Genomic DNA, 25,089 nt, shown 5'->3' on the forward strand with positions numbered 1-25,089 from the left:
CTGCCTTCACTTGAATCAGATGTTGGCGGCCGGGTAGCGGCCGCCGCCGTTTGACCGCCAGACGCGCATGGGCCGGGCTCCACCGGACGCGTGTCTCATATCAGCCCTTTCGGGCTTCAGATGGAGTTGAGCGTGGCTCGTATAGCAGGTGTCAATATCCCGACCGGCAAGCGTGTGGTTATCGCATTGCAGTATATCCACGGTATCGGGCCCAAGAAGGCGCAGGAAATCATCGAGAAGGTGAATATCGCGCCCGAGCGTCGCGTGAATGAACTCAGCGACGCCGAGGTTCTCCAGATCCGCGAGACGATCGACCGCGATTACGTGGTGGAAGGCGATCTCCGGCGCGAAGTGTCGATGAACATCAAGCGGCTGATGGACCTCGGTTGCTATCGTGGTCTGCGTCATCGCCGCAGTCTGCCGGTTCGTGGCCAGCGCACGCACACCAACGCCCGCACCCGCAAGGGCAAGGCGAAGCCGATTGCCGGCAAGAAGAAGTGATTCGCGGGTGGCTTGCGCCGCCCCTCTCGTCGCCGTGGCCCAGCGCCGCGGCGGCTCGTTTTGTTTCTGAATAGTTGTCCCGAGCGCCTGGCATTACGGGCGCGCCTGAAGGATCTGGAAGAGAATGGCAAAAGAAGCAACCCGTATCCGCCGCCGCGAACGCAAGAACATCGCTTCCGGCGTTGCCCATGTCAACGCGTCGTTCAACAACACGCTTATCACCATCACCGACGCCCAGGGCAACACGATTTCGTGGTCGTCCGCCGGTTCGATGGGGTTCAAGGGCTCCCGCAAGTCCACGCCGTATGCGGCTCAGGTGGCGGCGGAAGATGCAGCCCGCAAGGCCGCCGACCACGGCATGCGCACCGTCGAGGTCGAAGTGACCGGCCCCGGCTCCGGGCGCGAATCCGCCCTGCGCGCCTTGCAGGCGGCCGGATTCACCGTGACGTCGATCCGCGACGTGACGCCGATTCCGCATAACGGGTGCCGTCCGCGCAAGCGTCGTCGCGTTTGATGCCGTTGCATCTTTTGTTCCGGCCGCGCAGGGCAGTTGCTGCGCGGTCTTCCAGTCCGCAGGCGGGGCTCTTTCATCAGGTCCGCAGCCGCGGTCGAGCACTGCGAGAGGTGCGGTCGTGATCCAGAAAAACTGGCAGGAACTCATCAAGCCCAGCAAGTTGCAGGTGGCCCCCGGCGACGATCCGCGTCGTATCGCGACCGTGGTCGCCGAGCCGCTCGAGCGCGGATTCGGCCTGACGCTCGGGAATGCCCTTCGCCGCGTGTTGTTGTCGTCGTTGCAGGGCGCCGCTGTGCAGGCGGTGCAGATCGACGGCGTTCTGCATGAATTTTCGTCGATTCCCGGCGTGCGTGAAGATGTCACGGATATCATCCTCAACATCAAGGCCATCGCCATCAAGATGCAGAGCGAAGGGCCGAAGCGCATCACGCTGCGCAAGCAGGGCCCCGGCGCGGTGACGGCCGGCGACATCGCGACGGTGGGTGATATCCAGATTCTCAACCCGGAACTGGTGCTGCTGACGCTCGACGACGGCGCGGAAATCCGCATCGAGTTCACCGTCAATACGGGCAAGGGCTATGTCCCCGCCGAGCGCAACCGGCCCGAGGATGCGCCGATCGGCCTTATCGCCGTCGACAGCCTCTACAGCCCGGTCAAGAAAGTCTCCTATCGCGTCGAGAACACGCGCGAAGGCCAGATTCTCGATTACGACAAGCTCACGCTGACCGTGGAGACCAACGGCTCGATCGCGCCTGACGATGCGGTGGCCTATGCCGCGCGCATTTTGCAGGATCAGCTTGCGGTGTTCGTCAACTTCGAGGAACCGCGCCGCGAGGAAGCCGCCGTTTCGACGCCGCAGCTTCCGTTCAACCCGGCGCTGCTCAAGAAGGTGGACGAACTCGAACTTTCCGTTCGTTCGGCCAATTGCCTCAAGAACGACAACATCGTGTACATCGGCGACCTCATTCAGAAGACCGAGGCCGAGATGCTGCGCACGCCGAACTTCGGCCGCAAGTCGCTCAACGAGATCAAGGAAGTGCTCGCCTCCATGGGCCTGCATCTGGGCATGGAAGTGTCCGGCTGGCCGCCGGATAACATCGAGGAGCTCGCCAAGCGCTTCGAGGAGCATTACTGAGGCGCATGTTGCGTCCCGGACGGCGGCGCGGGGCGTTGTTTCCCGGCGCCGTTTTTCATTTGTACCCGCCAAAAATCAGAACGACGCGGCCGTACCGTGGCACGGCGGTCGCGCAAAGAAGGAGTGAGCCATGCGTCACGGTTTTGCCCATCGCCGTTTCAACCGCACCGTCGCCCATCGCAAGGCGATGTTCGCGAATCTTGCCGCCGCGCTGATCAAGCATGAGCAGATCATCACCACGCTGCCCAAGGCGAAGGACCTGCGTCCCATCGTCGAGAAGCTCGTGACGCTCGGCAAGCGCGGCGATCTGCATGCGCGCCGTCAGGCGATCGCCCAGCTTCGCGATCCCGAGATCGTGCGCAAGCTTTTCGACGTGCTCGGCCCGCGCTACAAGGAGCGGAACGGCGGCTATACGCGCGTGCTCAAGGCCGGCTTCCGTTACGGCGACAACGCGCCGATCGGTGTGATCGAGTTCGTCGATCGCGATGTCGATGCCAAGGGCCAGGATTCCGGCCCGGTTCAGGGCGGCGACACCGAGGCATAAGCGGGCGTTCGCCGGCTGAAGGAGGGAAGGGCGGCTTCGTGCTGCCCTTTTTCATATCCGCCGTCACGCGTTTGCATTTGCAACGGAGCGTGGCGGGCCCCATATTTTCCGCGCCGGATCGGTTCCGGTTGAAGCATTTTCTGCGGGCGAAGCCATATCGGCTTCGCTTTAAGGCATTGGAGCAGTTTGCGTTCAAGTCGATCCATCGAATTGAACGCAAGTTGCGGTAAAATATGAAATCGAGAGCGGGATGGCGCGTCAACCGGATCGCATCCCGTTTTATATGGCAGACGGCCATTCTCCTGTGGGCGTGTTGGGAGACGGCGAGGGATGAAGAAAACTCTGGCGATTGCGTTCGGGCTTGCGCTTGCCGTGTCCGGTGTCGGCATGGCGGGCGCGCAGGAGCGCGTCGTGCCCGGTGCGCGGCAGGACGTGCTGTTGTCGCTCGCGCCGGTGGTGCGGGGCATCGCGCCGTCCGTTGTCAACGTTTACGGAACGCGGGTCGAGCAGCGGCAGGCGCATCCGTTTCTGGACGATCCGTTCTTTCGGCGCTTCTTCGGGGACGGCGGCTTCGGCGTGCCGCGCGAGCGGGTGCAGCGCTCGCTGGGATCGGGCGTGATCGTGGATGCGGCGGGTCTTGTCATCACCAATCACCATGTCGTCGCGAACATGACGGAGGTGAAGGTCTCGCTTCATGATCGGCGCGAGTTCCCGGCCACGGTCGTGCTTTCCGACGAACGCAGCGATCTCGCCGTGTTGCGCATTGCAGGCGAGGGGCCGTTTCCCGCCGCCCGCCTCGGCGATTCGGACAGCCTCGAGGTGGGCGATTTCGTCATCGCGCTCGGGAATCCGTTCGGGGTCGGGCAGACGGTGACGCAGGGCATCGTGTCGGCGGTGGCGCGCACGCAGGTCGGCATCAGTGATTTCCAGTCTTTCATCCAGACGGATGCGGCCATCAACCCCGGCAATTCGGGCGGGCCGCTCGTCGATCTCAAGGGCGAGGTGGTCGGTATCAACACGGCTATTTTCTCACGCTCCGGCGGCAATCACGGCATCGGTTTCGCGGTGCCGGCGGCCATGGCGCGGCTGGTGGCGGATTCGGCGCGCGGCGGCGGCGGCATCGTGCGCCGCCCGTGGCTTGGCGCGCGGTTGCAGGCCGTGAGTCCCGAGATCGCCGAGGGGCTGGGGCTGGAGCGCCCGGCCGGCGCGCTCGTCGCTTCGGTCTCGCCCGGGGGGCCGGCCGCGCGCGCGGGCCTGAAGCCCGGCGATGTGATCACCGCCGTCGCCGGCCGTGGCGTCGATGACCCGGACGGGTTCGGCTATCATTTTTCGGCGCGGCCGTTGTCGGGCGAGGTGGCGCTCGGCGTGCTGCGCGACGGCAGACAGCTTACCGTGAAGATCGCTCTTGCGGCCGCGCCCGAGCATCCGGCCCGCGATCCGGTGACGGCGGGCGCACGGCCGTTGTCGCCCTTTGCCGGCGCGACGCTCGTGAACCTCTCGCCGGCGGTGGCGGAGGAACTCGGTGTGTCGCACACGGACAAGGGCGTCGTGTTTCTCGATCCCGGCGCATCCGTGCAATACGGCTTTCAGAAGGGCGATATCCTGGTGAGCGTGAACGGGCGCGAGATCACCGGTACCCGCGATTTTGAAACGGCATGGCGCAGCCGGCCGCGCATCTGGCGCATCGTCGTCAACCGGCAGGGGCGCATCCTGCAAACCGAATTGCAGGGATGATTGCGGCCGCGAGTTGTTGATCGATCATGTCCAACCTCTTTTCCCATGCCGGTGTCGACCACGGCGCGCCCCGCCCGCTTGCGGACAGGCTGCGCCCGACCTCTCTTGCGGATGTGGTGGGGCAGGAGCATCTGACCGGGCCCGACGGGGCGTTGACGCGCCTGCTGCGTTCCGGCTCCATCGGCAGCCTGATTTTCTGGGGACCGCCGGGCACCGGCAAGACGACGGTGGCGCGGCTTCTCGCCGGTGCGACGGATCTTGTCTTCGTGCCCATGTCGGCGATTTTCTCCGGCGTGGGCGATCTCAAGAAGGCGTTCGAGGCGGCGCGCGCGCGGCGGGAGACCGGGCAGGGTACGCTGCTGTTCGTCGACGAAATCCATCGCTTCAACCGCGCCCAGCTCGACGCTTTTCTGCCGGTGATGGAGGATGGCACCATCACGCTGGTGGGCGCGACCACCGAAAACCCGTCCTTCGCATTGAATGCCGCGCTGCTGTCGCGGGCGCGGGTGATGACGTTTCACGCGCTCGACGAGGACGCGATCGGCGCGCTGCTCACGCGGGCGGAGAAGGTGGAAGGGCGCTCCCTGCCGCTCGATGCGCAAGCGCGCCTGTCGCTGCTGCGCATGGCCGACGGCGACGGACGCGCCGCCCTGATGCTGGCCGAGGAAATCTGGCGCGCGGCGGGCGAGGGCGAGGTGTTCACGGCCGAACAGTTGCAGGAGGTGGTGCAGCGGCGCGCGCCGATCTACGACAAGTCGCAGGACGGGCACTACAACCTGATCTCGGCCCTGCACAAGACCGTGCGCGGTTCCGATCCCGATGCGGCGCTTTACTATCTGGCGCGGATGCTGGATGCGGGGGAAGATCCGCTCTTTCTCGCGCGGCGCATGGTGCGCATGGCGGTGGAGGACATCGGTCTCGCCGACCCGCAGGCGCTCGTCGTCGCCAACGCGGCCAAGGACGCCTATGATTTTCTGGGCTCGCCGGAAGGGGAGCTGGCGCTGGCGCAAGCCATCATCTATCTGGCGACGGCACCAAAGTCCAACGCCGCCTATCTGGCCTACAAGAAGGCCCGCAAGGTGGCGAAGGAGGGCGGTTCCCCGATGCCGCCCAAGGTGATATTGAATGCGCCGACGCGATTCATGCAGTCGGAAGGCTACGGCGCGGGCTACGCCTATGACCACGATCAGCCGGATGCGTTCTCGGGACAGGATTATTGGCCGGAGGCCATCGGCCGCAAGAAGTTCTACCGGCCTGTCGAGCGCGGATTCGAGCGCGAGATCCGCAAGCGGTTGAGCTGGTGGGAGAAGCTGCGCGCCGAGCGGCAGGGCGAGGAATGATGACGCGTCTGATCGCGGTATTCGTCGGGGCCGGTATCGGCGGCGCGCTGCGCTGGCAGGTCGGCGTCGTCGCGGCCCGCTGGTTCAGGGACGCCTTTCCGTGGGGAACGTTGTTCATCAACGTTTCCGGCTCGTTCGTCATGGGCGCGCTTGCCGGCCTGTTTCTGGAACGTCCGGATGCGGAACGCTGGCAGATCGCGCGCCTGTTCCTGCTGACGGGCGTTCTTGGCGGCTACACGACCTTTTCGTCGTTTTCGCTCGAGGCGATAACGCTGTGGGAGCGCGGCGACGTGCTGGCGGCGGCGCTTTACTGCATCGGGTCGGTTATACTGGGGTTGGCGGGGCTCATGATCGGGCTCGTTATGGTGCGGAGCTTTTCATGAGCGTGTTTCGCGGAAATAGCAGGCCGGGCAAGCCGGCAACCGGCGCGGATCCCGGCCGTCCGGCGCGGACGGCGCGTCCGGCCAAGCCTTTTGCAAGCAGCAAGTCTCTCGCAAGCGGCAAACCTTTTGCGGGCGGAAAATCGTCCTCCGAGGGCAAATCTTCCTTGGGCGGCAAATCACTCGGAGGCGGCAAATCACTCGGAGGCGGCAAGTCGCTCGGAGGCGGCAAGTCATCCGGAAGCGCCCGGCCGGTCAGGGGCGTCGCCGCCATCCCGGCGAAAGCGGAGCAGAAGGCCGAGGCCACGGCGGCGCTCGCCACCGGCGTGCAAACGCTGACCGTGACCGCCGACGAAGCCGATATGCGGCTTGACCGTTTTCTGACCGCCCGTTTTCCGCAATTGCCTTTCACGCATATCCAGCGGATCGTGCGCAAGGGCGAATTGCGCGTCGACGGCAAGCGGGTGAAGCCCAACGACCGGCTGCTCGCCGGGCAGGCGGTGCGGGTGCCGCCGCTGAAGATCGAGGAGCGTGCGCCCGCGCCCCGCAGCATGAGACATGGCGGCGACGATCTGGCCTTCCTCAAGTCCGTCACGCTCTATGAAGACAAGGACGTGCTGGTGCTCAACAAGCCGATGGGGCTTGCGGTGCAGGGCGGCTCCGGCACCACGCGCCATGTCGACGGCATGCTGGAGGCGATGCGTGATGCCGACGGGCAGAAGCCGCGCCTCGTGCATCGTCTCGACAAGGATACGGCGGGATGCCTCGTCATCGCCAAGACGCGCTTCGCGGCCACCGCGCTGGCGAAGAGCTTCCGTTCCCGCTCGGCGCGCAAGGTCTATTGGGCGCTGGTGGCGGGCGTGCCGCGCGTGAAGCAGGGACGCATCTCGACTTTTCTCGCTCGCGAGGAGGCGGCCGACGGCGATGCGCGCATGGCGGTCGCCCAGCATGGCGACGACGGCGCGAGCCACGCCGTCACCTATTATGCGCTGGTGGACAACGTGGCGCAGAAGCTCGCCTGGCTGTCGCTGAAGCCTGTGACGGGACGCACGCACCAGTTGCGCGCACACACGGCGCACATCGGGCATCCCATCGTCGGCGATCCGAAGTATTTCAACGTCGAGAACTGGGAATTGCCGGGCGGCATCCAGAAGAAGCTGCATCTTCTGGCGCGGCGCATCGTCATTCCCCATCCGCGCACCGGCAGGCCCATCGATATCACCGCGCCGCTGCCGCCGCACATGCAACAGTCGTGGAACCTGCTGGGTTTCGACGCCGCACGCTTCGACCCGATCGTCGAGGCGCCCGACGAATGATGCCATCGGCCCCGGTCTTCGACCGATGCCGAACGGGCTTCAAACGGCCGATGAATCACGCTCATCGGCCATGGGTCGCGAGGGTTGAAGCATTTCGGTTTTTTGTTGAAACTCCAAAACGCTTTACCTTATTTATCTGGCGCGTTTTCTTCACGCAAAGCGGTATCCGCTTTGCTTGAAAACGCTTTAGAGCAGTTTGCGTTCAAATCGATCCATCGAATTGAATGCAAGTTGCGGTAAAATATAGAATTTAGAGCGGCGTGACGATTCCACTTGAATGCACGCCGCTCTAGGCTTCCGCCGCCGCGGCGTTGAGGCGCGCGAGGCCCTGTTCCAGATCGCGGCGCAGGTCGCGCACGTCTTCGAGGCCGATTTGCAGGCGGATGGCCGGGCCTTCCGGTTGCCACTTGGTCGCGGTGCGATCCGGGGCGGCGTTGAAGGGAATGGCGAGGCTCTCGAAGCCGCCCCAAGAATAGCCGATGCCGAAAAAGGACAGGTGATCGAGAAAAGCTTCCACGGCTTTTTGCGGCATCGGCTTGAGGATGATCGAGAACAGGCCGCTTGCCCCGAGGAAGTCGCGTTTCCACAGGGCATGACCGGGATGGCTTTCAAGCGCGGGATGAAGCACGCGCGACACCTCGGGGCGCGTTTCCAGCCAGCGCGCGATTTCCAGCGCCGATTTCTGATGCGCCTCAAGGCGGATGCCCAGCGTGCGCAAGCCCCGCAGCGCAAGATACACGTCGTCGGGGCTCACGTAGAGACCCAGATAGCCATGCGCTTTTTGCAGGGCGCGCCAGTAGCGCGCATTGGCCGAAACCGTGCCGAACATCACGTCCGAATGGCCGGAGAGATATTTGGTGCCGGACCAGATCGAGATATCGGCCCCGCGCGCATGGGCGGGGAAATAGAGCGGCGTCGCCCAGGTGTTGTCGAGCAGCACCGCGATGTCGCGCGCGTGGGCGGCCTCGGCGATGGCGGGGATATCCTGGATCTCGAAGGTGAGCGAGCCGGGCGATTCGGTGAACACCGCCCGCGTGTTGGGCCGGAAGAGACGCGCGATGTCCGCGCCCGCGAGCGGATCATAATAGCTCACCTCGATGCCGAAGCGCGTCAACGTATTGTCGCAGAAGGCCCGGATCGGATCGTAGGCGGAATCCGTGACCAGCAGGTGGTCCCCGGCCGAAAGGCAGGACAAGAGCGCCGTCGACACGGCGTTGAGGCCGGAGGGACATAGCACGACGCCCGCCCCGCCTTCGATCGCGCCGACCGCCTCGCGCAGCGCCGTCGAGGTAGGAGAGCCGCGCCGGCCGTAGGCGTAGCGGTTGGTATGGTCTAGGAGATCGCGCGTCGTGGGATGTAGCACCGTCGAACCGCGGTAGACGGGCGGATTGACGAAACCGAAGGCTTCGTCGGGATGCCGCCCCGCGACGGCGAGCCGTGTGCCCTCATGCAGGTTGGCGATGTCATCGGCTGAAAGTTTAGGCATTGGACAGGAGAATCCCGGGTTGTTTGCGAGCGGACGACCAGTGTGGCGCGCGGCGCGTCCGGTTGCAAGTGCATGTCGTCCTTCGGTATTTTCCCTCGCAGCGTGGGAATTGGCGCCGGCCTGGACATGCATGCAATCTTTCCTTGACCGGGAGGGAAAATTCGACTGTGATATGCATCGTATGTATAACTGAAGCGGCGATTGCCGCGAAACCGGGTGACAAAGTTATCTGGCAAAATCGATATGTCCGAAAAGGCGGTTCATACCTTTGCCGTGGCCGTGTAGTTCGATTTCTGAACTTGGCGGTGCTCGGGCGAGCGGTGAATAGCTGCCTCAAATACTCGGCGGGAAGAGGGGAAGTTACATGAAGACGCGTATCCTGGCTGCTTTTGTTGCGGTCTGTACGATCGGCGGCGGCGTGTCGTCGGCCTCCGCTGCGACGCTCGACAGGGTGAAGCAGCGCGGCGAATTGCGTTGCGGGTCCAATCCCGGCCTTGCCGGTTTTGCCGTGACGGATGACAAGGGGCAATGGAGCGGGTTCGACGTGGCGTTCTGCCGCGCCATCGCCGCCGCGATTTTCGACGATCCCGCGAAGGTGCGGCTGGAGCCCCTGACGGCCAAGGACCGGTTCACGGCCGTGCAGTCCGGCGAAGTGGACGTCCTGATTCGCAATACCACCTGGACCATGTCGCGCGATACGCAACTGGGCCTCAATCTCGGCCCGGTGAACTATTATGACGGTCAGGGCTTCATCGTCCGCAGCTCGCTCGGGCTGAAATCGGCCAAGGAACTCGAGGGCGCGTCCGTCTGCGTGCAGCAGGGCACGACGACGGAACTCAATCTGGCGGATTTCTTCCGCTCCAACAACATCAAGTACGAGCCCGTCACGTATGCCTCCGCCGTCGAGGCGGTGAAGGCCTATGATTCAGGGCGTTGCGACGCCTTCACCACGGACGCTTCCGCGCTTTACGCCGAGCGCCTGCGCCTCACCGCGCCCGACGATCACGTCATCCTGCCCGACATCATCTCGAAGGAGCCTTTCGCGCCCGTCGTCCGCCATGGCGACGATCAGTGGTTCGACCTCGTGCAGTGGACGGTGAACGTCATCATCAACGCCGAGGAACTTGGCGTGACGAAGGCCAATGTCGACGAGCAGCTCAAGTCCGAAAACCCGGAAGTGCGCCGCCTGCTGGGCCTTGAAGGCAATTTCGGCGAGAGCATCGGGCTTCCCGCCGACTGGGCGGTGCGCATTATCCGCCATGTCGGCAATTACGGCGAGATCTTCAAGGCAAATCTCGGCGAAGACAGCCTCCTGAAGATCGAGCGCGGCCTGAACAGGCTGTGGAACGACGGCGGCATTCTCTACGCTCCGCCTGTCCGCTGACGGCGCCGCCTCGGCCGGGGACGCCGCTCCTTCTTCCTGCATCGCAGGGCGCGGAGCGGCGGCATCCCGCGGCCCGGCGCTCTCAACAACGTGCGTCGCTCTCTCTGCGCCATGCGTTCCCGGCCCCGTGTGCCGGCCGCGCGTGGGGGCGGCGTCATTGCACCATGTGTTCGGGGGGATTCATCGATGGCAGGACAGGCGCCCGGCAACACGCCAAGCGGATCGGGGCGCCCTCCCGGCCGCGACGATGCGGGGGGCTCGTGGCTCTACAATCCCGCAGTGCGCGGAGCGGCCTATCAGCTCGCGCTCGCGGTCGCCGTGGGGTTCATCCTTTATGAAGCGTCGGTCAACGCCATCGCGAACATGCGCCGGCTCGGCATCGTGTCCGGCTTCGATTTCTGGAATGCGCCGGCCGGCTTCGACATCAACCAGAAGCTGATCGCCTACAGCTCGACCTATTCGACCTACGGGGATGCGTTCTGGGTGGGGCTGCTCAACACGTTGCTGGTGGCGGGCATGGGCATCGTGCTGGCGACGGTGCTGGGCTTCATCGTCGGCGTCGCGCGGCTGTCGGGCAACCGGATCATCTCGGTCATCGCGACGAGCTACGTCGAGTTCTTCCGCAACATTCCCCTGCTGCTGCAACTCTACGTCTGGTACAACGCCGTCTTGCGGGCCTTGCCCGCGCCGCGCCAGTCGGTGACGATGGGCGATGCGGTCTTCCTCAACAACCGCGGCCTGTTCGTGCCCGATCCCGTGTTCGGGCCGGGCAGCGACTATCTGTTCATCGCGGCGATTCTGGCCTGCGCCGCCATCCTGCTCTACCGGCGTTGGGCGCGGCGGGATCAGGACGCGACCGGGCGGCAGCATCCGGCGGGGCTCGTGTCTCTTGCTCTTCTCGCCGGCTTCATGGCGGCGGGCTGGCTCGCCGCGGGCCAGCCGGTGACGTTCAACGTGCCGGAGCTGCGCGGCTTCAACATCGTGGGCGGATTGCAGGTCTATCCCGAATTCGTCGCCTTGCTGCTGGGGCTCAGTATCTACACGGCTTCCTTCATCGCGGAAATCGTGCGGGCCGGCATCCTTTCGGTATCGCGCGGGCAGACGGAGGCCGCCTATTCGCTCGGCCTGCGTCCGGGCGTCACGCAGCGGCTCGTGATCATTCCGCAGGCGATGCGGGTGATCGTGCCGCCGCTCACCAGCCAGTTGCTGAACCTGACCAAGAATTCCTCGCTGGCGGTGGCCATCGGCTATCCCGATCTCGTGCAGGTGTTCATGGGCACGGTACTGAACCAGACGGGGCAGGCGATCGAATGCGTCGTGATCACCATGCTGGTCTACCTGCTGCTGAGCCTGCTGACCTCGCTGGCCATGAACATCTATAACCGCCGCGTGGCGATCATCGAAAGATAGGGAGCGGCGATGACGACATCCTCAAACGGTTCTTCCGCGCCCGGAGCATTCCTGCGCACCGCGTTCGTGCCGGCGTCGACGCCGCCGGTTCTCGCGCACGGTCCGCTGGCGTGGCTGCGCGCCAACCTGTTTTCCTCGCCGCTCAACGTGGCGCTGACGCTGCTCGGGGGCTACCTCCTTTATCTCGTCGTGCCGCCGGCGGTCCGCTTCCTGCTGCTTGACGCCGTGTGGACGGGCGAGGACCGCCAGGCGTGTGTCGCCGCGGCGGGGCGAGAGGTCGGCGCCTGCTGGGCGTTCGTCGGCGCGCGGCTGCGCTATTTCGTCTACGGCTCCTATACCGACGGGGAGCTGTGGCGCGTCAATCTGGTGTTCGTGCTGTGCGCGATCGGCATCGTGTGGCTGCTGTCGACGCGGTTGCCGCGCAAGGGCCTGGGAGCGGTCTATTTCTTCGGCGTGTTCCCGGTCGTCACTTTCGTGCTGCTTCACGGCTGGCCGGCGATCGGGCTGCCGCGCGTGCCGACGACGCTGTGGGGCGGCGTGGTGGTGACGCTCGTGGTCGCCTTCGCCGGCATCGTGGTGTCGCTGCCTTTCGGCGTGCTGCTGGCGCTCGGCCGCCGCTCGCGCCTGCCGTTCGTGCGGCTCGTCTCGGTAACGTTCATCGAGTTCTGGCGCGGCGTGCCGCTGATCACGGTGCTGATCATGGCCAACACCATGCTGCCGCTGTTCCTGCCGGGCAACATGTCGCCGGACAAGCTGCTGCGTCCGCTGGTGGGCGTGGCGCTGTTCGCTTCCGCCTACATGGCGGAGGTGGTGCGCGGCGGCTTGCAGGCCGTTCCGAAGGGGCAGTTCGAGGGCGCGGCCTCGCTCGGCCTCAACTACTGGCAGACGACGCGGCTCGTCGTGCTGCCGCAGGCGCTGCGCATCGTCATTCCGGGTATCGTCAACACGTTCATCGGTCTGTTCAAGGATACCTCGCTGGTGTCGATCGTCGGCATCTTCGATCTGATGCGCACGATCGAGGTGTCGCTCGCCGATCCCAAATGGTCCACGCCGGTGACGGCGGCCACCGGCTACGCCTTCGCCGCCATCTTTTATTTCATATGCTGCTTCGGTATGTCCCGTTATTCTATAGCGATGGAAAGACGGCTGGCGACCGGCCGGAAACGACAGGAGACCGATAGATGACCAGTGTTGCGCCGCAAGCCGGACAGTCCGCCCGCGAACTCGCGGGAGAACCCGAGATCCGCATGATCGACGTCCATAAATGGTATGGCGAGTTTCATGTGCTGCGCGACGTCAATCTCGATGTCGCGCGGGGCGAGCGCATCGTCATTTGCGGTCCGTCCGGCTCGGGCAAGTCGACCCTCATCCGCTGCATCAACCGGCTGGAGGAATACCAGAAAGGGCGCATCATCGTCGGGGGCGTCGAGCTGACCAACAACATCAAGCGCATCGACGAGGTGCGCCGCGAGGTCGGCATGGTGTTCCAGCACTTCAACCTGTTTCCGCATCTCACCATCATGGAAAACTGCACGCTCGCGCCGATCTGGGTGCGCAAGATTCCGAAAAAGCAGGCCGAGGAGACGGCCATGCGCTATCTGGAGCGGGTGAAGATTCCCGAACAGGCGCACAAGTATCCCGGCCAGCTCTCCGGCGGTCAGCAGCAGCGCGTGGCTATCGCCCGCTCCCTGTGCATGAATCCCAAGATCATGCTGTTCGACGAGCCGACTTCCGCGCTGGACCCGGAAATGGTGAAGGAAGTGCTCGACACCATGGTGAGCCTCGCCGAGGAAGGCATGACCATGCTCGTCGTCACCCATGAAATGGGTTTCGCCCGGCAGGTGGCGGACCGGGTGATCTTCATGGATCAGGGGCAGATCGTGGAGATGAATACGCCGGCTGAATTCTTTTCCAATCCGCAACACGAGCGCACAAAGCTGTTCCTGGGCCAGATATTGCATTGATTCGGCGCTTCGCCGATGGCAAGCAGAAGAGAAGCGGCGGTCCCGCGGCGTTGCCTTGCGGCGACGTGCTTTCATCATGGCGGAGCGGTGGCATGTTCCTGATTTCCGTGATCGTCCTGTCTCTGGTCGGCGCTGTGGCGCTGTCCTGGGTGCTCGGCCGGCAGGGCGTCTATGTGGCGGGCGTGGCGCTGCTGGCCGGGGCCGGCGTGGCGTTGCTCGGGCCTCTCATCACCTCGTGCAACCTGTGCTGGACGGAGGTGCTGAGCATCGCCGCCTTCCTGTCGTCACCGTTCTTCATCGTGGGATGGATCGCGCTGGCGCAGGCCAATGTCTTTCACATTCCGCCCCGGCTGCTCTACGGACTTGGCGGATTGATGGTCGTGCAGGCGATCTGGGCGTCGCGGCTGCTCATCTTCGCGACGTTCGAGGGGCATTGCCCCTGCGGCGCGGCGCTGGCGGGTTTCTTCACGACGGAGCTGTCGGCTTCCGGTTTCGACCGGCTCGCCGGTCCCTGGTTCCTGACGGAGGCCGTGGTGACGCTGGCGATCCTGATCAGCATCTGGCGCCGCAGCCGCACCCGGCCGACCTTCGCCTGAGACGGACCGGTCGGACGACGACAGGCTTTCACGAAAAGAGCGCCCGCACGAAAAAAGCGCCCGGTTCGCCGGGCGCTGTGTCTTTGATGCGTTGCCAGCCTCAGGGGGCGATGATGCTGACCGTGTCGCCTTCCGGGTCCACGATTTCCGGCTGGCCGCGGTCGGCGCGCTTCGCCTTGTTGACCACGTAGACGAGGTTCGTCTTCGGATCGACGGTAATGTGGTTGGGATGGCTGCCGGTCTTGAGATCGGCGATGACGGCATAGTCCTTGCCGCTGACGATCGTCACCGTGCCGGTGCCGCGATTGCCGACATAGATCTGGTCGTTGGCGGGGTTGTAGGCCAGCGCGATGGCGCCCTTGCCGGTCTCGACCGACTTGACGAGTTCGCCCGTCTGCGGGTTGAGGACCGTGAGCGTGCCCGACACCTGATTGGCGACGAACAGCCGGTTGCCTTTCGCATCGAGGACAGCGCGGATCGGCCCTTCGCCGCCGGTCTTGAAGGTGCGCGCGATGGCGTTCTTCGCCAGATCGACGACGGCGATGTCGTGCGTCACGAGGCGGGTGAGGAAAAGCTGGTTGTTGGCCGCATCAAGCGCGATGCCGGCGGCGCGGCCGCCGAGGTTCTCGATGACGCGGTTGATCTTCCTCGTCTCGCCGTCGACCACCCAGACGGCGCTCTTCTCGTCTTCCGGGCCGCCGGTGACGGAGATATAGGCGCGGTTGGCGGCCTCATCGACCACGACATTGTAGGGATGCGCCTTCTCGCCATGGGTGAACGTCGCGACGATCTTGCCCTCCGCGAGATCGACGACGGAGGCGTTGGAATGGCGCGTGTCGGTGGTGAAGACCGTGTTGGTCCGGGCGTTGAACGCGAGGCCGAGCGCGGCGGAATCCCTGGTGACGATCTCGGATTTCACGGCCAGCGTCTCGGGATCCAGCACCAGGATCTTGCCGTCGGGCGCGGCGCGCTGGGCGCCCGTGTGAGAGACGTTGAGCGCGCCGTTGTTGTCGATGAACGACTGGTAAAGGCCGACGCCGACCTTTTCCGTCTTCCTGACGACAGGGTCGGCGAAGGCGGGCGCGGCCAGCACGAGCGCGAGGGCGGCGAACGAAACGGCGCGGCTGCGACGGATCACGGCGCCTGCAAGGAGAGTGTTGAATGCGACCATGCGGGGTCTCCCGTAGGTTGATGAAACAGCAGGGACGGGCGGCGCGATTCCGCCGCATAAACGATGATCGGGGCTTGATGCAATGCAAAACAAGCCGACGGCGGCCGGATAAACCGCCCGTCGACGCCCGAACGGCGAAACTATACAGGCTCATGCCGATTTACAAAGTGATTATATTATATTTTACTTATATTACTTCTAAGTTTCCGTGCCCGCACGGACCGGGCGCGCCCGTGTGTCGAAGCGCACGATGCCGGCCGAACGCTCCCTTGACAGCCCTGCCGATATGCCTGACCGTTCGATATCGCCTCATATTACACGGGAATGTCGTCATGACGGATCAGCCGAGCGTGCTTCTCAACGATGGCCACAGGATTCCGCAGGTGGGCCTTGGCGTATGGCAGGTGGCGCAGGATGTCGCGGCGGCATCGGTCCGTAAGGCGCTGGAAACCGGCTATCGGCATGTCGACACCGCCGCCATCTACGGCAACGAGCATGAGGTCGGCGAGGGGCTGCGAGACTCGGGCGTGGCGCGTGGCGACATTTTCCTCACCACGAAGCTGTGGAACGACGCGCAGGGATACGACAGCGCATTGCGGGCTTTCGATGAGAGCCTCGCGCGGCTCGGCGTCGATTATGTGGATCTCTACCTCATCCATTGGCCCGCGCCGCGCAAGGATCTGTTCGTCGAGACGTGGAAGGCGCTGATCACGCTGAAGAACGATGGCCGGGCGCGCTCCATCGGCGTTTCCAATTTCAATGCGGAGCATCTGGAGCGCATCGTCGGCGAAACCGGCGTCGTGCCCGTGCTCAACCAGATCGAACTCCATCCGCGTTTCCAGCAGCAGGCGCTGCGCGCCTTCCATGCCGCGCACGGCATCGCGACCCAATCCTGGAGCCCGCTGGGGCAGGGGACGCTGTTCGACGATCCCGTGATCGGCAGGATCGCGCAAAAGCACGGCCGCACGCCGGCGCAGACCATCATCCGCTGGCATCTCGACAACGGTCTGATCGCGATCCCGAAGTCCGTGACGCCGGCCCGCATCGCCGAGAACTTCGGCGTGTTCGATTTCCGGCTCGATGCCGACGATCTCGCCGCCATCGCGGCGCTCGATTCGGCCGGGGGGCGCATCGGCCCCGATCCGCTGACCGCCGATTTCTGATTCTCGCCGCACCATACGTTCGCTCGCATCGAAAGCCGTCGCCCCAGAAGGGCGGCGGCTTTTGTTCGCAGGCGGGAAGACCGTCGAAAACGGATTGCCGTTTCGCTCCATACGCTATATATAAGAATTATTCTAATCTGATCTCGGCGGGCGACATGCACAAGGAAGACCATCTCGTCAATCGTGTGGGCTGGCTGCGTGCGGCGGTGCTTGGGGCGAACGACGGCATCGTCTCGACGGCGAGCCTCGTCATGGGTGTCGCGTCGGCTTCGTCGCCGAGGAGCGAGGTGTTGCTGGCGGGCGTCGCCGGCCTTGTCGCGGGTGCGATGTCGATGGCGGCGGGCGAATATGTTTCCGTCAGTTCCCAGTCGGATACGGAAAACGCCGATCTCGCCCGCGAGAAGCGGGAACTGGATGACGATCCGGTTTTCGAGCGGGAGGAGCTGGCGCAGATCTATGTCGCGCGCGGGGTCGAGATCTCCCTGGCGCGCGAGGTCGCCGGTCAACTGATGGCGAAGGACGCGCTCGGGGCGCATGCGCGCGATGAACTCGGCATATCCGAGGTGGTCGTCGCGCGCCCGATACAGGCGGCGTCCGCCTCCGCCGCGGCATTCACCCTGGGCGCTTCCGCGCCGCTCGCCCTCGTGCTCGCCTCGCCGCCCGACATGCTGCTGTGGATCGTCGCTGGCGGTTCACTGGTGTTTCTCGCCGCTCTCGGGATGCTGGGCGCGCTGGCGGGCGGCGCGGACGTTGTGAAGCCGACCGTTCGCGTGGCCTTCTGGGGCGCGCTCGCCATGGCGGTGACGTCGGCCATCGGCACGCTCGTCGGCACGGTGGTCTGACGCCGCAGCCGCGTGCGACCATTTGGCCGATGCGACAAAACATGTCGGACATAATGTCCGGTTTCGCATCATTTCCCGCAGGAGTATGTAATTTGGACAGCGGCTTCGTCCACCGGGCGTCGCCGACGTGTCGCCGCGCCTGGAGCAGTTTGCGTTCAAGTCGATTGATCGCATTGAACGCAAGTTGCGGTAAAATATGGAATGGAGAGCGGGACGGCGATCCGGCTTCATTGCATCCCGCTCTGGCCGGGGCCGGCGGTCGCCGATGCCTGACCTGCTTCGGGACGCGGCTTTCGCTTTCCGGGGAAGACATGATCATCACGAGGATACGGGGCGAAATGACGAATGAGCGAAAGATCGCTCCATCCTGACGGCAGCCGGATACTTCATCCTTTGTCGATGGAGATGGTTTTTATTTTCAGGGACGTCGCGCCGGAAAGAAATAAACGGTGTGATGTTGTGTAATTATATCGTAGTAATGCTCATGTTATATCTTTTCTCGTTCGCATTGTTGGAGTCGGTCTGCGTCTCCGCCCTTCGCGGCGGAGACCGAGAGGACGCCGGGCAACCGGCGCGGACATGATGGAACTCGACATCGTATCGCTTTCGCGCTTTCAGTTCGCGCTGACGGCGCTCTATCACTTCCTGTTCGTTCCGCTGACGCTTGGCCTTTCCGTGCTGCTCGCCATCATGGAGACGGTCTATGTGATGACCGGCCGGCCCATCTGGCGGCAGATGACGCAGTTCTGGGGCACGCTGTTCGGCATCAACTTCGTCATGGGCGTGGCGACGGGCATCGTGATGGAATTTCAGTTCGGGATGAACTGGAGCTATTACAGCCATTATGTCGGCGACATCTTCGGCGCGCCGCTGGCGGCGGAAGGGCTGATGGCCTTCTTCCTGGAGGCGACCTTCGTCGGCCTGTTCTTCTTCGGCTGGGACAAGATGTCGAAACTCGGCCATCTCGCGGCGACGTGGGCGGTGGCGATCGGCTCCAACTTCTCCGCCCTGTGGATTCTCATCGCCAACGGCTGGATGCAGAATCCGGTCGGCTCCGTGTTCAACGTGCAGACGATGCGCATGGAGATCGACAATTTCGCCGATGTGCTGTTCAATCCGGTGGCGCAGGCCAAGTTCGTGCATACGGTCTCGGCCGGCTATGTGACGGCTTCGCTGTTCGTGCTCGGCGTTTCGGCGTGGTATCTGCTGAAGGGGCGCGTGCCGGAGCTTGCGAAGCGGTCGATGACGGTCGCGGCCTCCTTCGGCCTCGCGGCGTCGCTGTCCGTGGTCGTGCTGGGCGACGAAAGCGGCTATCTCGCCAACGAGCATCAGAAGATGAAGCTCGCCGCGATGGAAGCGATGTGGGAGACGGAGCCCGCGCCGGCCGGTTTCACGCTGTTCGGCTTTCCCGATCAGGAGGCGCGCGAGACGCATTACGCCATCCGCATTCCCGTGGTGATGGGCCTGATCGCGACGCGGTCGCTGGACACGGAAATTCCCGGCATCGAGGAGCTGGTGGCCAGCGCGCGGGATCACATCCGCAACGGCGTCGCGGCCTATGACGCGCTCCAGAAGATCCGTGCGCTGCCGCCCGGCACGCCGGTTCCGCCGGACGTGCAGGCGGCGTTCGAGGAGCATGGCCGCCAGCTCGGCTACGCGCTGCTGCTCAAGCGCTATGTGGACGATCCGCGCCTCGCGACGGAGGAGCAGATCGCGAAGGCGGCCTGGGATACGGTGCCGCATGTGCCCACGCTGTTCTGGTCGTTCCGCGTCATGGTGGGTCTTGGCTTCTTCTTCATCCTGCTGACGGCGACGTTCTTCCTGCTTTCGGCCACGCGCCAGCTCGACCGCCGGCGCTGGCTGCTGCGGGTGGCGGTGGCGTGCATTCCGCTGCCGTGGATCGCGGCTGAACTCGGCTGGGTCGTCGCCGAATTCGGCCGTCAGCCGTGGTCGATCGAGGGCATCCTGCCCACGGCCGTCGCGGTGTCCGATCTCGGCATCACGACGCTGCTCATCACCATCTGCGGCTTCGCGCTGATCTACACGGTTCTGTTCATCGTCGAGATGAAACTGATGTTGCGCGCGATCGGCAAGGGACCGGAGGCCGAGCACGGCGAGCCGGCGCCCGCTGCCCCGGCCAGACTCGTCGCGGCGGAGTAACGGCAATGATTCTCCATGAACTGATCGACTATCCCACGCTGCGCGTCATCTGGTGGGTGCTGCTCGGCGTGATCCTCATCGGCTTTGCGGCCATGGACGGCTTCGACCTCGGCACGGCCATCCTGCTGCCCTTCGTCGCACGCAAAGACATCGAACGGCGCATCGTCATCAACACCGTCGGGCCGGTGTGGGAGGGCAACCAGGTGTGGCTCATCCTCGGCGGCGGCGCGATCTTCGCGTCGTGGCCGCAGCTCTACGCCGTTTCCTTCTCCGGCTTCTATCTCGCGATGTTCGCCATTCTGTTCGCGTTGATCCTGCGGCCGGTGGGCTTCAAATATCGCAGCAAGCTGGAACACGCGGGCTGGCGCTCGGCGTGGGACTGGGCGCTGTTCATCGGCGGCTTCCTGCCGGCGCTGATCTTCGGCGTCGCGGTCGGCAATACCTTGCAGGGCGTGCCGTTCCGCATCGACGGCGACCTGCGCATCTTCTACGACGGCACCTTCTTCGGCCTCCTCAACCCGTTCGCGCTGCTGTGCGGGCTCGTGTCGGTGACGATGCTGACCATGCATGGCGCGGCGTGGCTCGCGCTGAAGACGGACGGCGAGGTGCGCGCGCGCGCCGTGGGCTACGGCCGGCTCGCTGCTGTGGTGACGGTGGCGCTCTTCGCGCTCGGCGGTGTGGCGCTGTGGCTCTTCGTCGACGGCTATGTCATCACCGGCGCCATCGATCCGGCCGGCCCGTCGAATCCGCTGCTCAAGACGGCGGAGCGCAGCGCGCAGGCGTGGTTCGTGAATTACGGCGCCCATCCGTGGACGCTGATCGCCCCGGCCATCGGCCTGCTCGGTCCGCTCGCGCTCCGGTCGCTCATCGGTTCGCGCCGCGAGATCCTCACGCTCGTCACCGGCATGGTGAGCCTGTTCGGCATCATCGCCACCGTGGGCGTGTCGATGTTTCCGTTCATCCTGCCGTCGACGGTGCAGCCCGGCGCGAGCCTCACCGTGTGGGATTCGTCGTCGAGCCACCAGACGCTGTTCATCATGCTGTGCATCAGCCTGTTCTTCCTGCCGATCATCATTGCCTACACGTCATGGGTCTACAGCATCCTGCGTGGCAAGGTCGGGCGGGACGAAGTGGAAGGCGGCGGGCACGCCTATTGATCGGGGGAAACGATGTGGTACTTCGCCTGGCTTCTCGGTCTGCCGCTGGCGGCCGCCTTCGCCGTGCTGAACGCAATGTGGTATGAACTGATGGACGACGAGGCGAAAAAGAAAACGACCGCCCGGTGAGGGATCGTCCATCCGGGCGCAAGGCCGGCGCGTGGTTGCAGGTTGCCGCCGCGCTGGTGTGGATCGCGCAGGCGGCGGTGCTGGCGTGGTCCGTGCAGCAACTGGCCTCCGGCGCCGGTTTTCGCGCCGTCCTATGGCCGGCTCTCGCCGTTTTCCTGCTCGGTGCGTTGCGGGCGGCGTTGCATGCGCGCGGGGCGCGGCTGATGTTTCGCGCCGCCCGTGCGGAGCTTGCCGCGATCCGCGCGCGGGCGGTGTCGGCCATTGCGCGCCGGTCGCCGGTGGATCGCGACAGGCCCGCGTCCGGTCTTGCTGCCAGCGTGCTGGCGGAGCAGGCGGAAATGGTGCTGCCCTATCTCACGCGCTATCGGCCCGTGCGCCTGCGGGCGACGCTGGTGCCGCTGGCGATCCTCGCCGCCGTGCTGCCGCTGTCGTGGCTCGCCGCGATCATCCTGCTCGCCGCCGCGCCGTTGATCCCGCTGTTCATGGCGCTCATCGGCCTGCGCGCGAAGGAGGCGAGCGAGGCGCAGATGCTCGAGATCGGCGGCATGAACGCCTTTCTGCTCGACAGGTTGCGCGGCATGACCACCATCCGCGCGCTGCACGCGGTCGATGCGGTGGCGTTGCGGTTGCGGGCTTCCGCCCTGGCGCTGGCCGCCCGCACGATGGCGGTGCTGCGCATCGCCTTCCTGTCGTCCGCGGTGCTGGAGCTGTTCTCGGCCCTCGGCGTGGCGATGGTGGCCGTTTATGTCGGCTTTCATTTTCTGGAGCAGTTTCCTTTCGGCGCGTGGGGCGGCAAGCTCACGCTCGGTGAGGGGCTGTTCATCCTGCTGCTGGCGCCGGCTTTCTTCGAGCCGCTGCGCGAACTGGCGACCGTCTGGCACGATCGCGCCGCCGGCGAGGCGGCGCTGGATGCGCTCGACGGGCTTGTGGGCGCGGATGACGGCACGGCGCTGCAACTGCCCGGCGCGCTGCCGGAGGCGTCCGACTCGTTTGGTGACGGGCCGCGCCTGCCGCCTTCCGTGTCCATCCGCGATCTGACATTCGGCTATCCGGGCCGGCACGAGCCGGCGCTCGACGGCTTCTCGCTCGACATCGCGGCGGGTGAGAAGGTGGCCTTGCTCGGCGCGAGCGGCGCGGGCAAGTCCACGGTGCTGGCGTTGATCGCGGGACTGGCGCCGGCGCGGGCGGGCGAGATCGTCGTGGGCGGCGTGCCGCTCACCGGCGAGACGGCGGCGGCCGTGCGCCGGCGCATGGGCTGGATCGGCCAGAAGCCGCATTTCTTCGCCGGCAGCGTCGCGCGCAATGTGACGCTGGGGCGCGGATGGATCGAAAAGGCCGATGTCGCGCATGCGCTCGCCCTGAGCGCCTTCACGACGTACTCCGATGCGGCGGAAGCATCCGGTCGATCGGGGTTCGCCCGCCCCGAAGAAGCGCCCGGCAAACGCTCCGGCCCGCCTATGGCGCCGCGCGCGGTGGGCGAGGCGGGGGCGGGACTGTCCGGCGGCGAGGCGCTGCGGCTCGCGCTGGCGCGCGCGGCGGCCGACCCCCGCGCCGACCTTATCCTCGCCGATGAGCCGACCGCGCATCTCGATGCCGCCACCGCCGCGGAAGTCACCGCCGGCTTGCTGCGCCTCGCCGTCGGCCGCACGCTGATCGTCGCCACCCACGATCCCGTGCTCGCGGCGCGCATGGATCGCACGGTACATGTGGATCGCGTGATGCATCCGGACTGCGCCGCGCGCATCGGCCCGGCTGCGCGGGACGGAGGCGCATCATGACCGGCGGCTGGCGCGATCTGCGTCCGGTTCTCGCGCTTTTCGGCGCGGGGAGACGCCGCAAGCTGCTGCTCGGCGTGCTCCTCGCCGGGTTGACGATGCTGGCGGGCGTCGCGCTGCTGGGCCTTTCCGGCTGGTTCATCACGGCCACCGCCATCGCCGGGATGGCGTCCGCGACGGCGCTCCTGTTCGACGTGTTCGCCCCCTCGGCCGGCATCCGCCTGCTGGCGCTGGGGCGCACGGCCGCGCGTTACGGCGAGCGGCTGACGACCCATGACGTGACGCTCGCCATTCTGGCTGCGATCCGCGAGCGGCTGTTTCGCGGCTGGGCGCGGCCCGGCGCGGCGCGGCGGCTGTTGATGCGCCCCGCGACACTGCTGTTCCGGCTGACGGCCGATGTGGATGCGCTCGATTCCGTGTATCTGCGCGTGATCGTGCCCGCGGGCGCGGCCGTCGCCACCGCGCTTGCGGCCGGACTTGCCGTGACGCTGGCCGATGCATGGACCGGCATGGCGCTGCTGGCGGCGCTGCTGTCGGCGGGGCTCGGCATTCCGCTTGCCGTGGCGCGCGCGAGCCGCCGCGCCGCGCGCCGGCGCGCCTGCGCGATCGAGGCGCTGCGGGCGCGCGCGATCGACCTTTCGTCGGGACAGACGGAACTCGTCATGGCGGGGCAACTGACGGCGCAGCGCGATCGGGTGCTTGCGGCGGATCGCCGGTTGTCGGAGGCGGACGACGCCCTTCACCGGCTCGATACCGGCGCCGGTCTGGCGTTTGGCATCGTTTCCGCCGCCGTCACGGCGGCGATGCTGCTCGCCACCGGCTTTCTGATGGCGCATGATCGCATCGGCGCGCCGGTGGCGGCGTTCCTGCTGCTCGTCGCGCTGGCCTCTTTCGAGCCTTTTTCCGCCTTGCAGCGCGGGGCGCTGGAACTCGGGCGCACGCTGCTCGCGGCGCGTCGCCTCGGTCCGCAACTCGAAGCCGACGCCGCGCCGCCCATGTCGAGGCAACCGGAGCCCGGCGTGGCGCTCGCGCTGGAAAAAGTCGTCTTCCGGCATGAGGGGGCGGATCGTCCCGGCCTCGGCGGCGTATCGCTCATGGTTCCGCAAGGCGAAACCGTCGCGCTCGTCGGCGCGAGCGGGGCCGGGAAATCGACGTTGCTCGCGCTGGCCGCGGGCGATATCGCGCCGTGCTCGGGCGCGGTGGCGGCGCTGCCCTTCGCGCTGCTGCCCCAGCGCACGGAACTGTTTCAGGACAGCCTGCGCGACAATCTGCGCCTTGCCGCGCCGGCGGCGAGCGACGCCATGCTCTGGCGGGCGCTCGACGATGCGGGCCTTGCCGCCGACATTCGCGGTCTCCCTTCCGGTCTCGACACGCGCCTCGGCGAGGGCGGCCTCGGGCTCTCGGGCGGGCAGGCCCGACGGCTCGCGCTCGCGCGTCTGCTGCTGTGCCCGGAGCCGCTCTGGCTTGTCGATGAAGCGACGGAAGGGCTCGATGCCGACACCGCGCGCGACGTGTTGCGCCGCCTGTATCGCGCGGCGCGGGACGGCGGCCGCGCCCTGCTGATCGCAACCCATGTGCGCCGGGAGGCCGAGGCCGCCGATCGTCTCGTCGTCATGGCCGAAGGCCGCATCGTCGGCGACACGCGGCGCGGCGAAGCCGCATTCGCGGATGGACTCGCCGGCCTGCGGCCCGGTTGATGGCTTCGGTTCAGGTGCAGCGGAAGCGGGGCAGCGGCGTGGCGTCGTCCAGCGCGGGCTGAAAGATGCCCGTCGCGGGATCGCGGGCCAGCAACTGGCCGGTGCCGATGCCGAAATAGGCGCCGTGCAGCGTGAGCGCGCCTTTCTCCACAGCCTTGGCGATGAAGGGAAAAGTCATGAGGTTCTCAAGGCTGAGGACCACGGAAGCCAGTTCCAGACGCCTGAGATAATCGGCGGCGTCATAGGAGGCGCGCTGCCCCAGCCCATGCGCGGCGGGGGCGATCTGCGACACCCACTTGCCGATGAAGTCGCTTGCCGACAAGGGCTTGCTGTCGTCCGCGAACGCCTTGATGCCGCCGCAGGATGCGTGACCGAGCACGACGAGATGCTTCACCCGGAGCGCCTGCACGCCGAATTCCAGCGCGGCGCTGGTGCCGTGTTGCGAGTCGCGGTCGAGATCGTAGGCGGGCACGAGGTTGGCGACATTGCGCACCACCAGCAACTCGCCGGGCGAGGCATCGAAGATGACCTCGGGCGACACGCGCGAATCGACGCAGCCCACCACCATGATTTCGGGATTCTGGCCGCTTTCCGCCAGCGCCTCGTAACGCGACCGCTCGTTTGTGAAACGTCCGTCGAGAAAAGAGCGATAACCGTCGAGAAGCCGTTTCGGGAACATGCCGATCCTGTC

At 65.8% G+C, this 25,089-nt stretch carries 22 protein-coding genes and 1 pseudogene; 20 read left to right on the plus strand and 3 right to left on the minus strand.

Translation table 11 applies throughout. From position 1 onward, the window contains the following. The first annotated feature begins 132 nt into the window (after positions 1 to 132). From rpsM to ACOYJQ_RS04360, 8 genes are all read left to right on the plus strand, one after another. The gene (gene rpsM / locus ACOYJQ_RS04325) at positions 133 to 501 is read left to right on the plus strand and encodes a 30S ribosomal protein S13 (protein WP_433456693.1); all 369 of its coding nucleotides are present in this window, start codon (positions 133 to 135) and stop codon (positions 499 to 501) included. Between the two features lie 124 nt (positions 502 to 625). Next, entirely contained in the window at positions 626 to 1,015 is a 390-nt protein-coding gene (gene rpsK, locus ACOYJQ_RS04330) for a 30S ribosomal protein S11 (RefSeq protein WP_433456694.1), read from the plus strand. 118 nt (positions 1,016 to 1,133) lie between these two features. Then, positions 1,134 to 2,150 carry a DNA-directed RNA polymerase subunit alpha gene (locus ACOYJQ_RS04335; RefSeq protein WP_433456696.1) on the plus strand — a complete coding sequence of 339 codons (1,017 nt, stop codon included), beginning with the start codon at positions 1,134 to 1,136 and terminating at the stop codon, positions 2,148 to 2,150. A 130-nt stretch (positions 2,151 to 2,280) separates the two neighbouring features. Continuing rightward, entirely contained in the window at positions 2,281 to 2,694 is a 414-nt protein-coding gene (gene rplQ, locus ACOYJQ_RS04340) for a 50S ribosomal protein L17 (protein WP_433456698.1), read from the plus strand. Positions 2,695 to 3,024: 330 nt separating this feature from the next. Next, positions 3,025 to 4,428, plus strand: coding sequence for a Do family serine endopeptidase (locus ACOYJQ_RS04345; protein ID WP_433456699.1), 1,404 nt, complete (start codon positions 3,025 to 3,027; stop codon positions 4,426 to 4,428). 26 nt (positions 4,429 to 4,454) lie between these two features. Beyond that, a complete protein-coding gene (locus tag ACOYJQ_RS04350; protein WP_433456700.1) occupies positions 4,455 to 5,768 on the plus strand; it encodes a replication-associated recombination protein A in 1,314 nt (437 codons plus the stop codon). Further along, positions 5,768 to 6,151, plus strand: coding sequence for a fluoride efflux transporter CrcB (gene crcB / locus ACOYJQ_RS04355; protein WP_433457179.1), 384 nt, complete (start codon positions 5,768 to 5,770; stop codon positions 6,149 to 6,151). The genes ACOYJQ_RS04350 and crcB overlap by 1 nt, the downstream gene beginning before the upstream one ends. Continuing rightward, positions 6,148 to 7,464 (plus strand): RluA family pseudouridine synthase, encoded by a 1,317-nt coding sequence (locus ACOYJQ_RS04360; RefSeq protein ID WP_433456702.1) that lies wholly within the window; start codon positions 6,148 to 6,150, stop codon positions 7,462 to 7,464. Before crcB ends, ACOYJQ_RS04360 begins: the two co-directional genes overlap by 4 nt. A gap of 289 nt (positions 7,465 to 7,753) precedes the next feature. Here the strand turns inward: ACOYJQ_RS04360 and metC are convergent, their stop codons facing one another. Continuing rightward, on the minus strand, positions 7,754 to 8,950 hold the full coding sequence (gene metC / locus ACOYJQ_RS04365) for a cystathionine beta-lyase (protein ID WP_433456704.1): 1,197 nt from the start codon (positions 8,948 to 8,950) through the stop codon (positions 7,754 to 7,756). Between the two features lie 364 nt (positions 8,951 to 9,314). Here metC and ACOYJQ_RS04370 point away from each other — a divergent pair, with 364 nt between their 5' ends. From ACOYJQ_RS04370 to ACOYJQ_RS04390, 5 genes are all read left to right on the plus strand, one after another. After that, the gene (locus ACOYJQ_RS04370; protein WP_433456705.1) at positions 9,315 to 10,334 is read left to right on the plus strand and encodes an amino acid ABC transporter substrate-binding protein; all 1,020 of its coding nucleotides are present in this window, start codon (positions 9,315 to 9,317) and stop codon (positions 10,332 to 10,334) included. 186 nt (positions 10,335 to 10,520) lie between these two features. After that, on the plus strand, positions 10,521 to 11,744 hold the full coding sequence (locus ACOYJQ_RS04375; RefSeq protein ID WP_433456707.1) for an amino acid ABC transporter permease: 1,224 nt from the start codon (positions 10,521 to 10,523) through the stop codon (positions 11,742 to 11,744). Between the two features lie 9 nt (positions 11,745 to 11,753). Continuing rightward, entirely contained in the window at positions 11,754 to 12,929 is a 1,176-nt protein-coding gene (locus ACOYJQ_RS04380) for an amino acid ABC transporter permease (protein ID WP_433456709.1), read from the plus strand. Continuing rightward, positions 12,926 to 13,708, plus strand: coding sequence for an amino acid ABC transporter ATP-binding protein (locus ACOYJQ_RS04385; protein WP_433456710.1), 783 nt, complete (start codon positions 12,926 to 12,928; stop codon positions 13,706 to 13,708). Before ACOYJQ_RS04380 ends, ACOYJQ_RS04385 begins: the two co-directional genes overlap by 4 nt. Before the next feature lie 92 nt (positions 13,709 to 13,800). Further along, positions 13,801 to 14,304, plus strand: a complete 504-nt coding sequence (locus ACOYJQ_RS04390) for a hypothetical protein (protein ID WP_433456712.1) — start codon at positions 13,801 to 13,803, stop codon at positions 14,302 to 14,304. Positions 14,305 to 14,404: 100 nt separating this feature from the next. Here ACOYJQ_RS04390 and ACOYJQ_RS04395 read toward each other — a convergent pair whose 3' ends face one another. Then, the gene (locus ACOYJQ_RS04395; RefSeq protein WP_433456713.1) at positions 14,405 to 15,475 is read right to left on the minus strand and encodes a YncE family protein; all 1,071 of its coding nucleotides are present in this window, start codon (positions 15,473 to 15,475) and stop codon (positions 14,405 to 14,407) included. A 332-nt stretch (positions 15,476 to 15,807) separates the two neighbouring features. On the opposite strand from ACOYJQ_RS04395, the gene ACOYJQ_RS04400 reads away from it, so the two are divergent. The 7 genes and pseudogenes from ACOYJQ_RS04400 to cydC all read left to right on the plus strand — a co-directional run bounded on the left by ACOYJQ_RS04400 (position 15,808) and on the right by cydC (position 24,398). Continuing rightward, on the plus strand, positions 15,808 to 16,638 hold the full coding sequence (locus tag ACOYJQ_RS04400; protein WP_433456714.1) for an aldo/keto reductase: 831 nt from the start codon (positions 15,808 to 15,810) through the stop codon (positions 16,636 to 16,638). Positions 16,639 to 16,793: 155 nt separating this feature from the next. Then, on the plus strand, positions 16,794 to 17,480 hold the full coding sequence (locus tag ACOYJQ_RS04405; RefSeq protein ID WP_433456715.1) for a VIT1/CCC1 transporter family protein: 687 nt from the start codon (positions 16,794 to 16,796) through the stop codon (positions 17,478 to 17,480). Positions 17,481 to 18,062: 582 nt separating this feature from the next. Further along, on the plus strand, positions 18,063 to 19,640 hold the full coding sequence (locus ACOYJQ_RS04410) for a cytochrome ubiquinol oxidase subunit I (protein ID WP_433457180.1): 1,578 nt from the start codon (positions 18,063 to 18,065) through the stop codon (positions 19,638 to 19,640). Between the two features lie 5 nt (positions 19,641 to 19,645). Beyond that, positions 19,646 to 20,797: a cytochrome d ubiquinol oxidase subunit II gene (cydB, locus tag ACOYJQ_RS04415; protein WP_433456717.1), complete on the plus strand. Its 1,152-nt coding sequence runs from the start codon at positions 19,646 to 19,648 to the stop codon at positions 20,795 to 20,797. 12 nt (positions 20,798 to 20,809) lie between these two features. Next, positions 20,810 to 20,926 (plus strand): cytochrome bd-I oxidase subunit CydX, encoded by a 117-nt coding sequence (gene cydX / locus ACOYJQ_RS04420; RefSeq protein ID WP_433456718.1) that lies wholly within the window; start codon positions 20,810 to 20,812, stop codon positions 20,924 to 20,926. Then, positions 20,887 to 22,704 (plus strand): annotated as a pseudogene (gene cydD, locus ACOYJQ_RS04425) (thiol reductant ABC exporter subunit CydD); the annotation flags it as partial. The gene cydX and the pseudogene cydD, both read left to right, overlap by 40 nt. Beyond that, the gene (gene cydC / locus ACOYJQ_RS04430) at positions 22,701 to 24,398 is read left to right on the plus strand and encodes a thiol reductant ABC exporter subunit CydC (RefSeq protein ID WP_433456720.1); all 1,698 of its coding nucleotides are present in this window, start codon (positions 22,701 to 22,703) and stop codon (positions 24,396 to 24,398) included. The pseudogene cydD and the gene cydC, both read left to right, overlap by 4 nt. Positions 24,399 to 24,408: 10 nt before the next feature. Here the strand turns inward: cydC and ACOYJQ_RS04435 are convergent, their stop codons facing one another. Then, entirely contained in the window at positions 24,409 to 25,077 is a 669-nt protein-coding gene (locus ACOYJQ_RS04435; protein WP_433456722.1) for a carbonic anhydrase, read from the minus strand. Positions 25,078 to 25,089 lie beyond the last annotated feature (12 nt).

Source organism: Pseudochelatococcus sp., assembly GCF_050946405.1.
In the GTDB taxonomy this organism is placed as follows: Bacteria; Pseudomonadota; Alphaproteobacteria; order Rhizobiales; family Beijerinckiaceae; genus Pseudochelatococcus.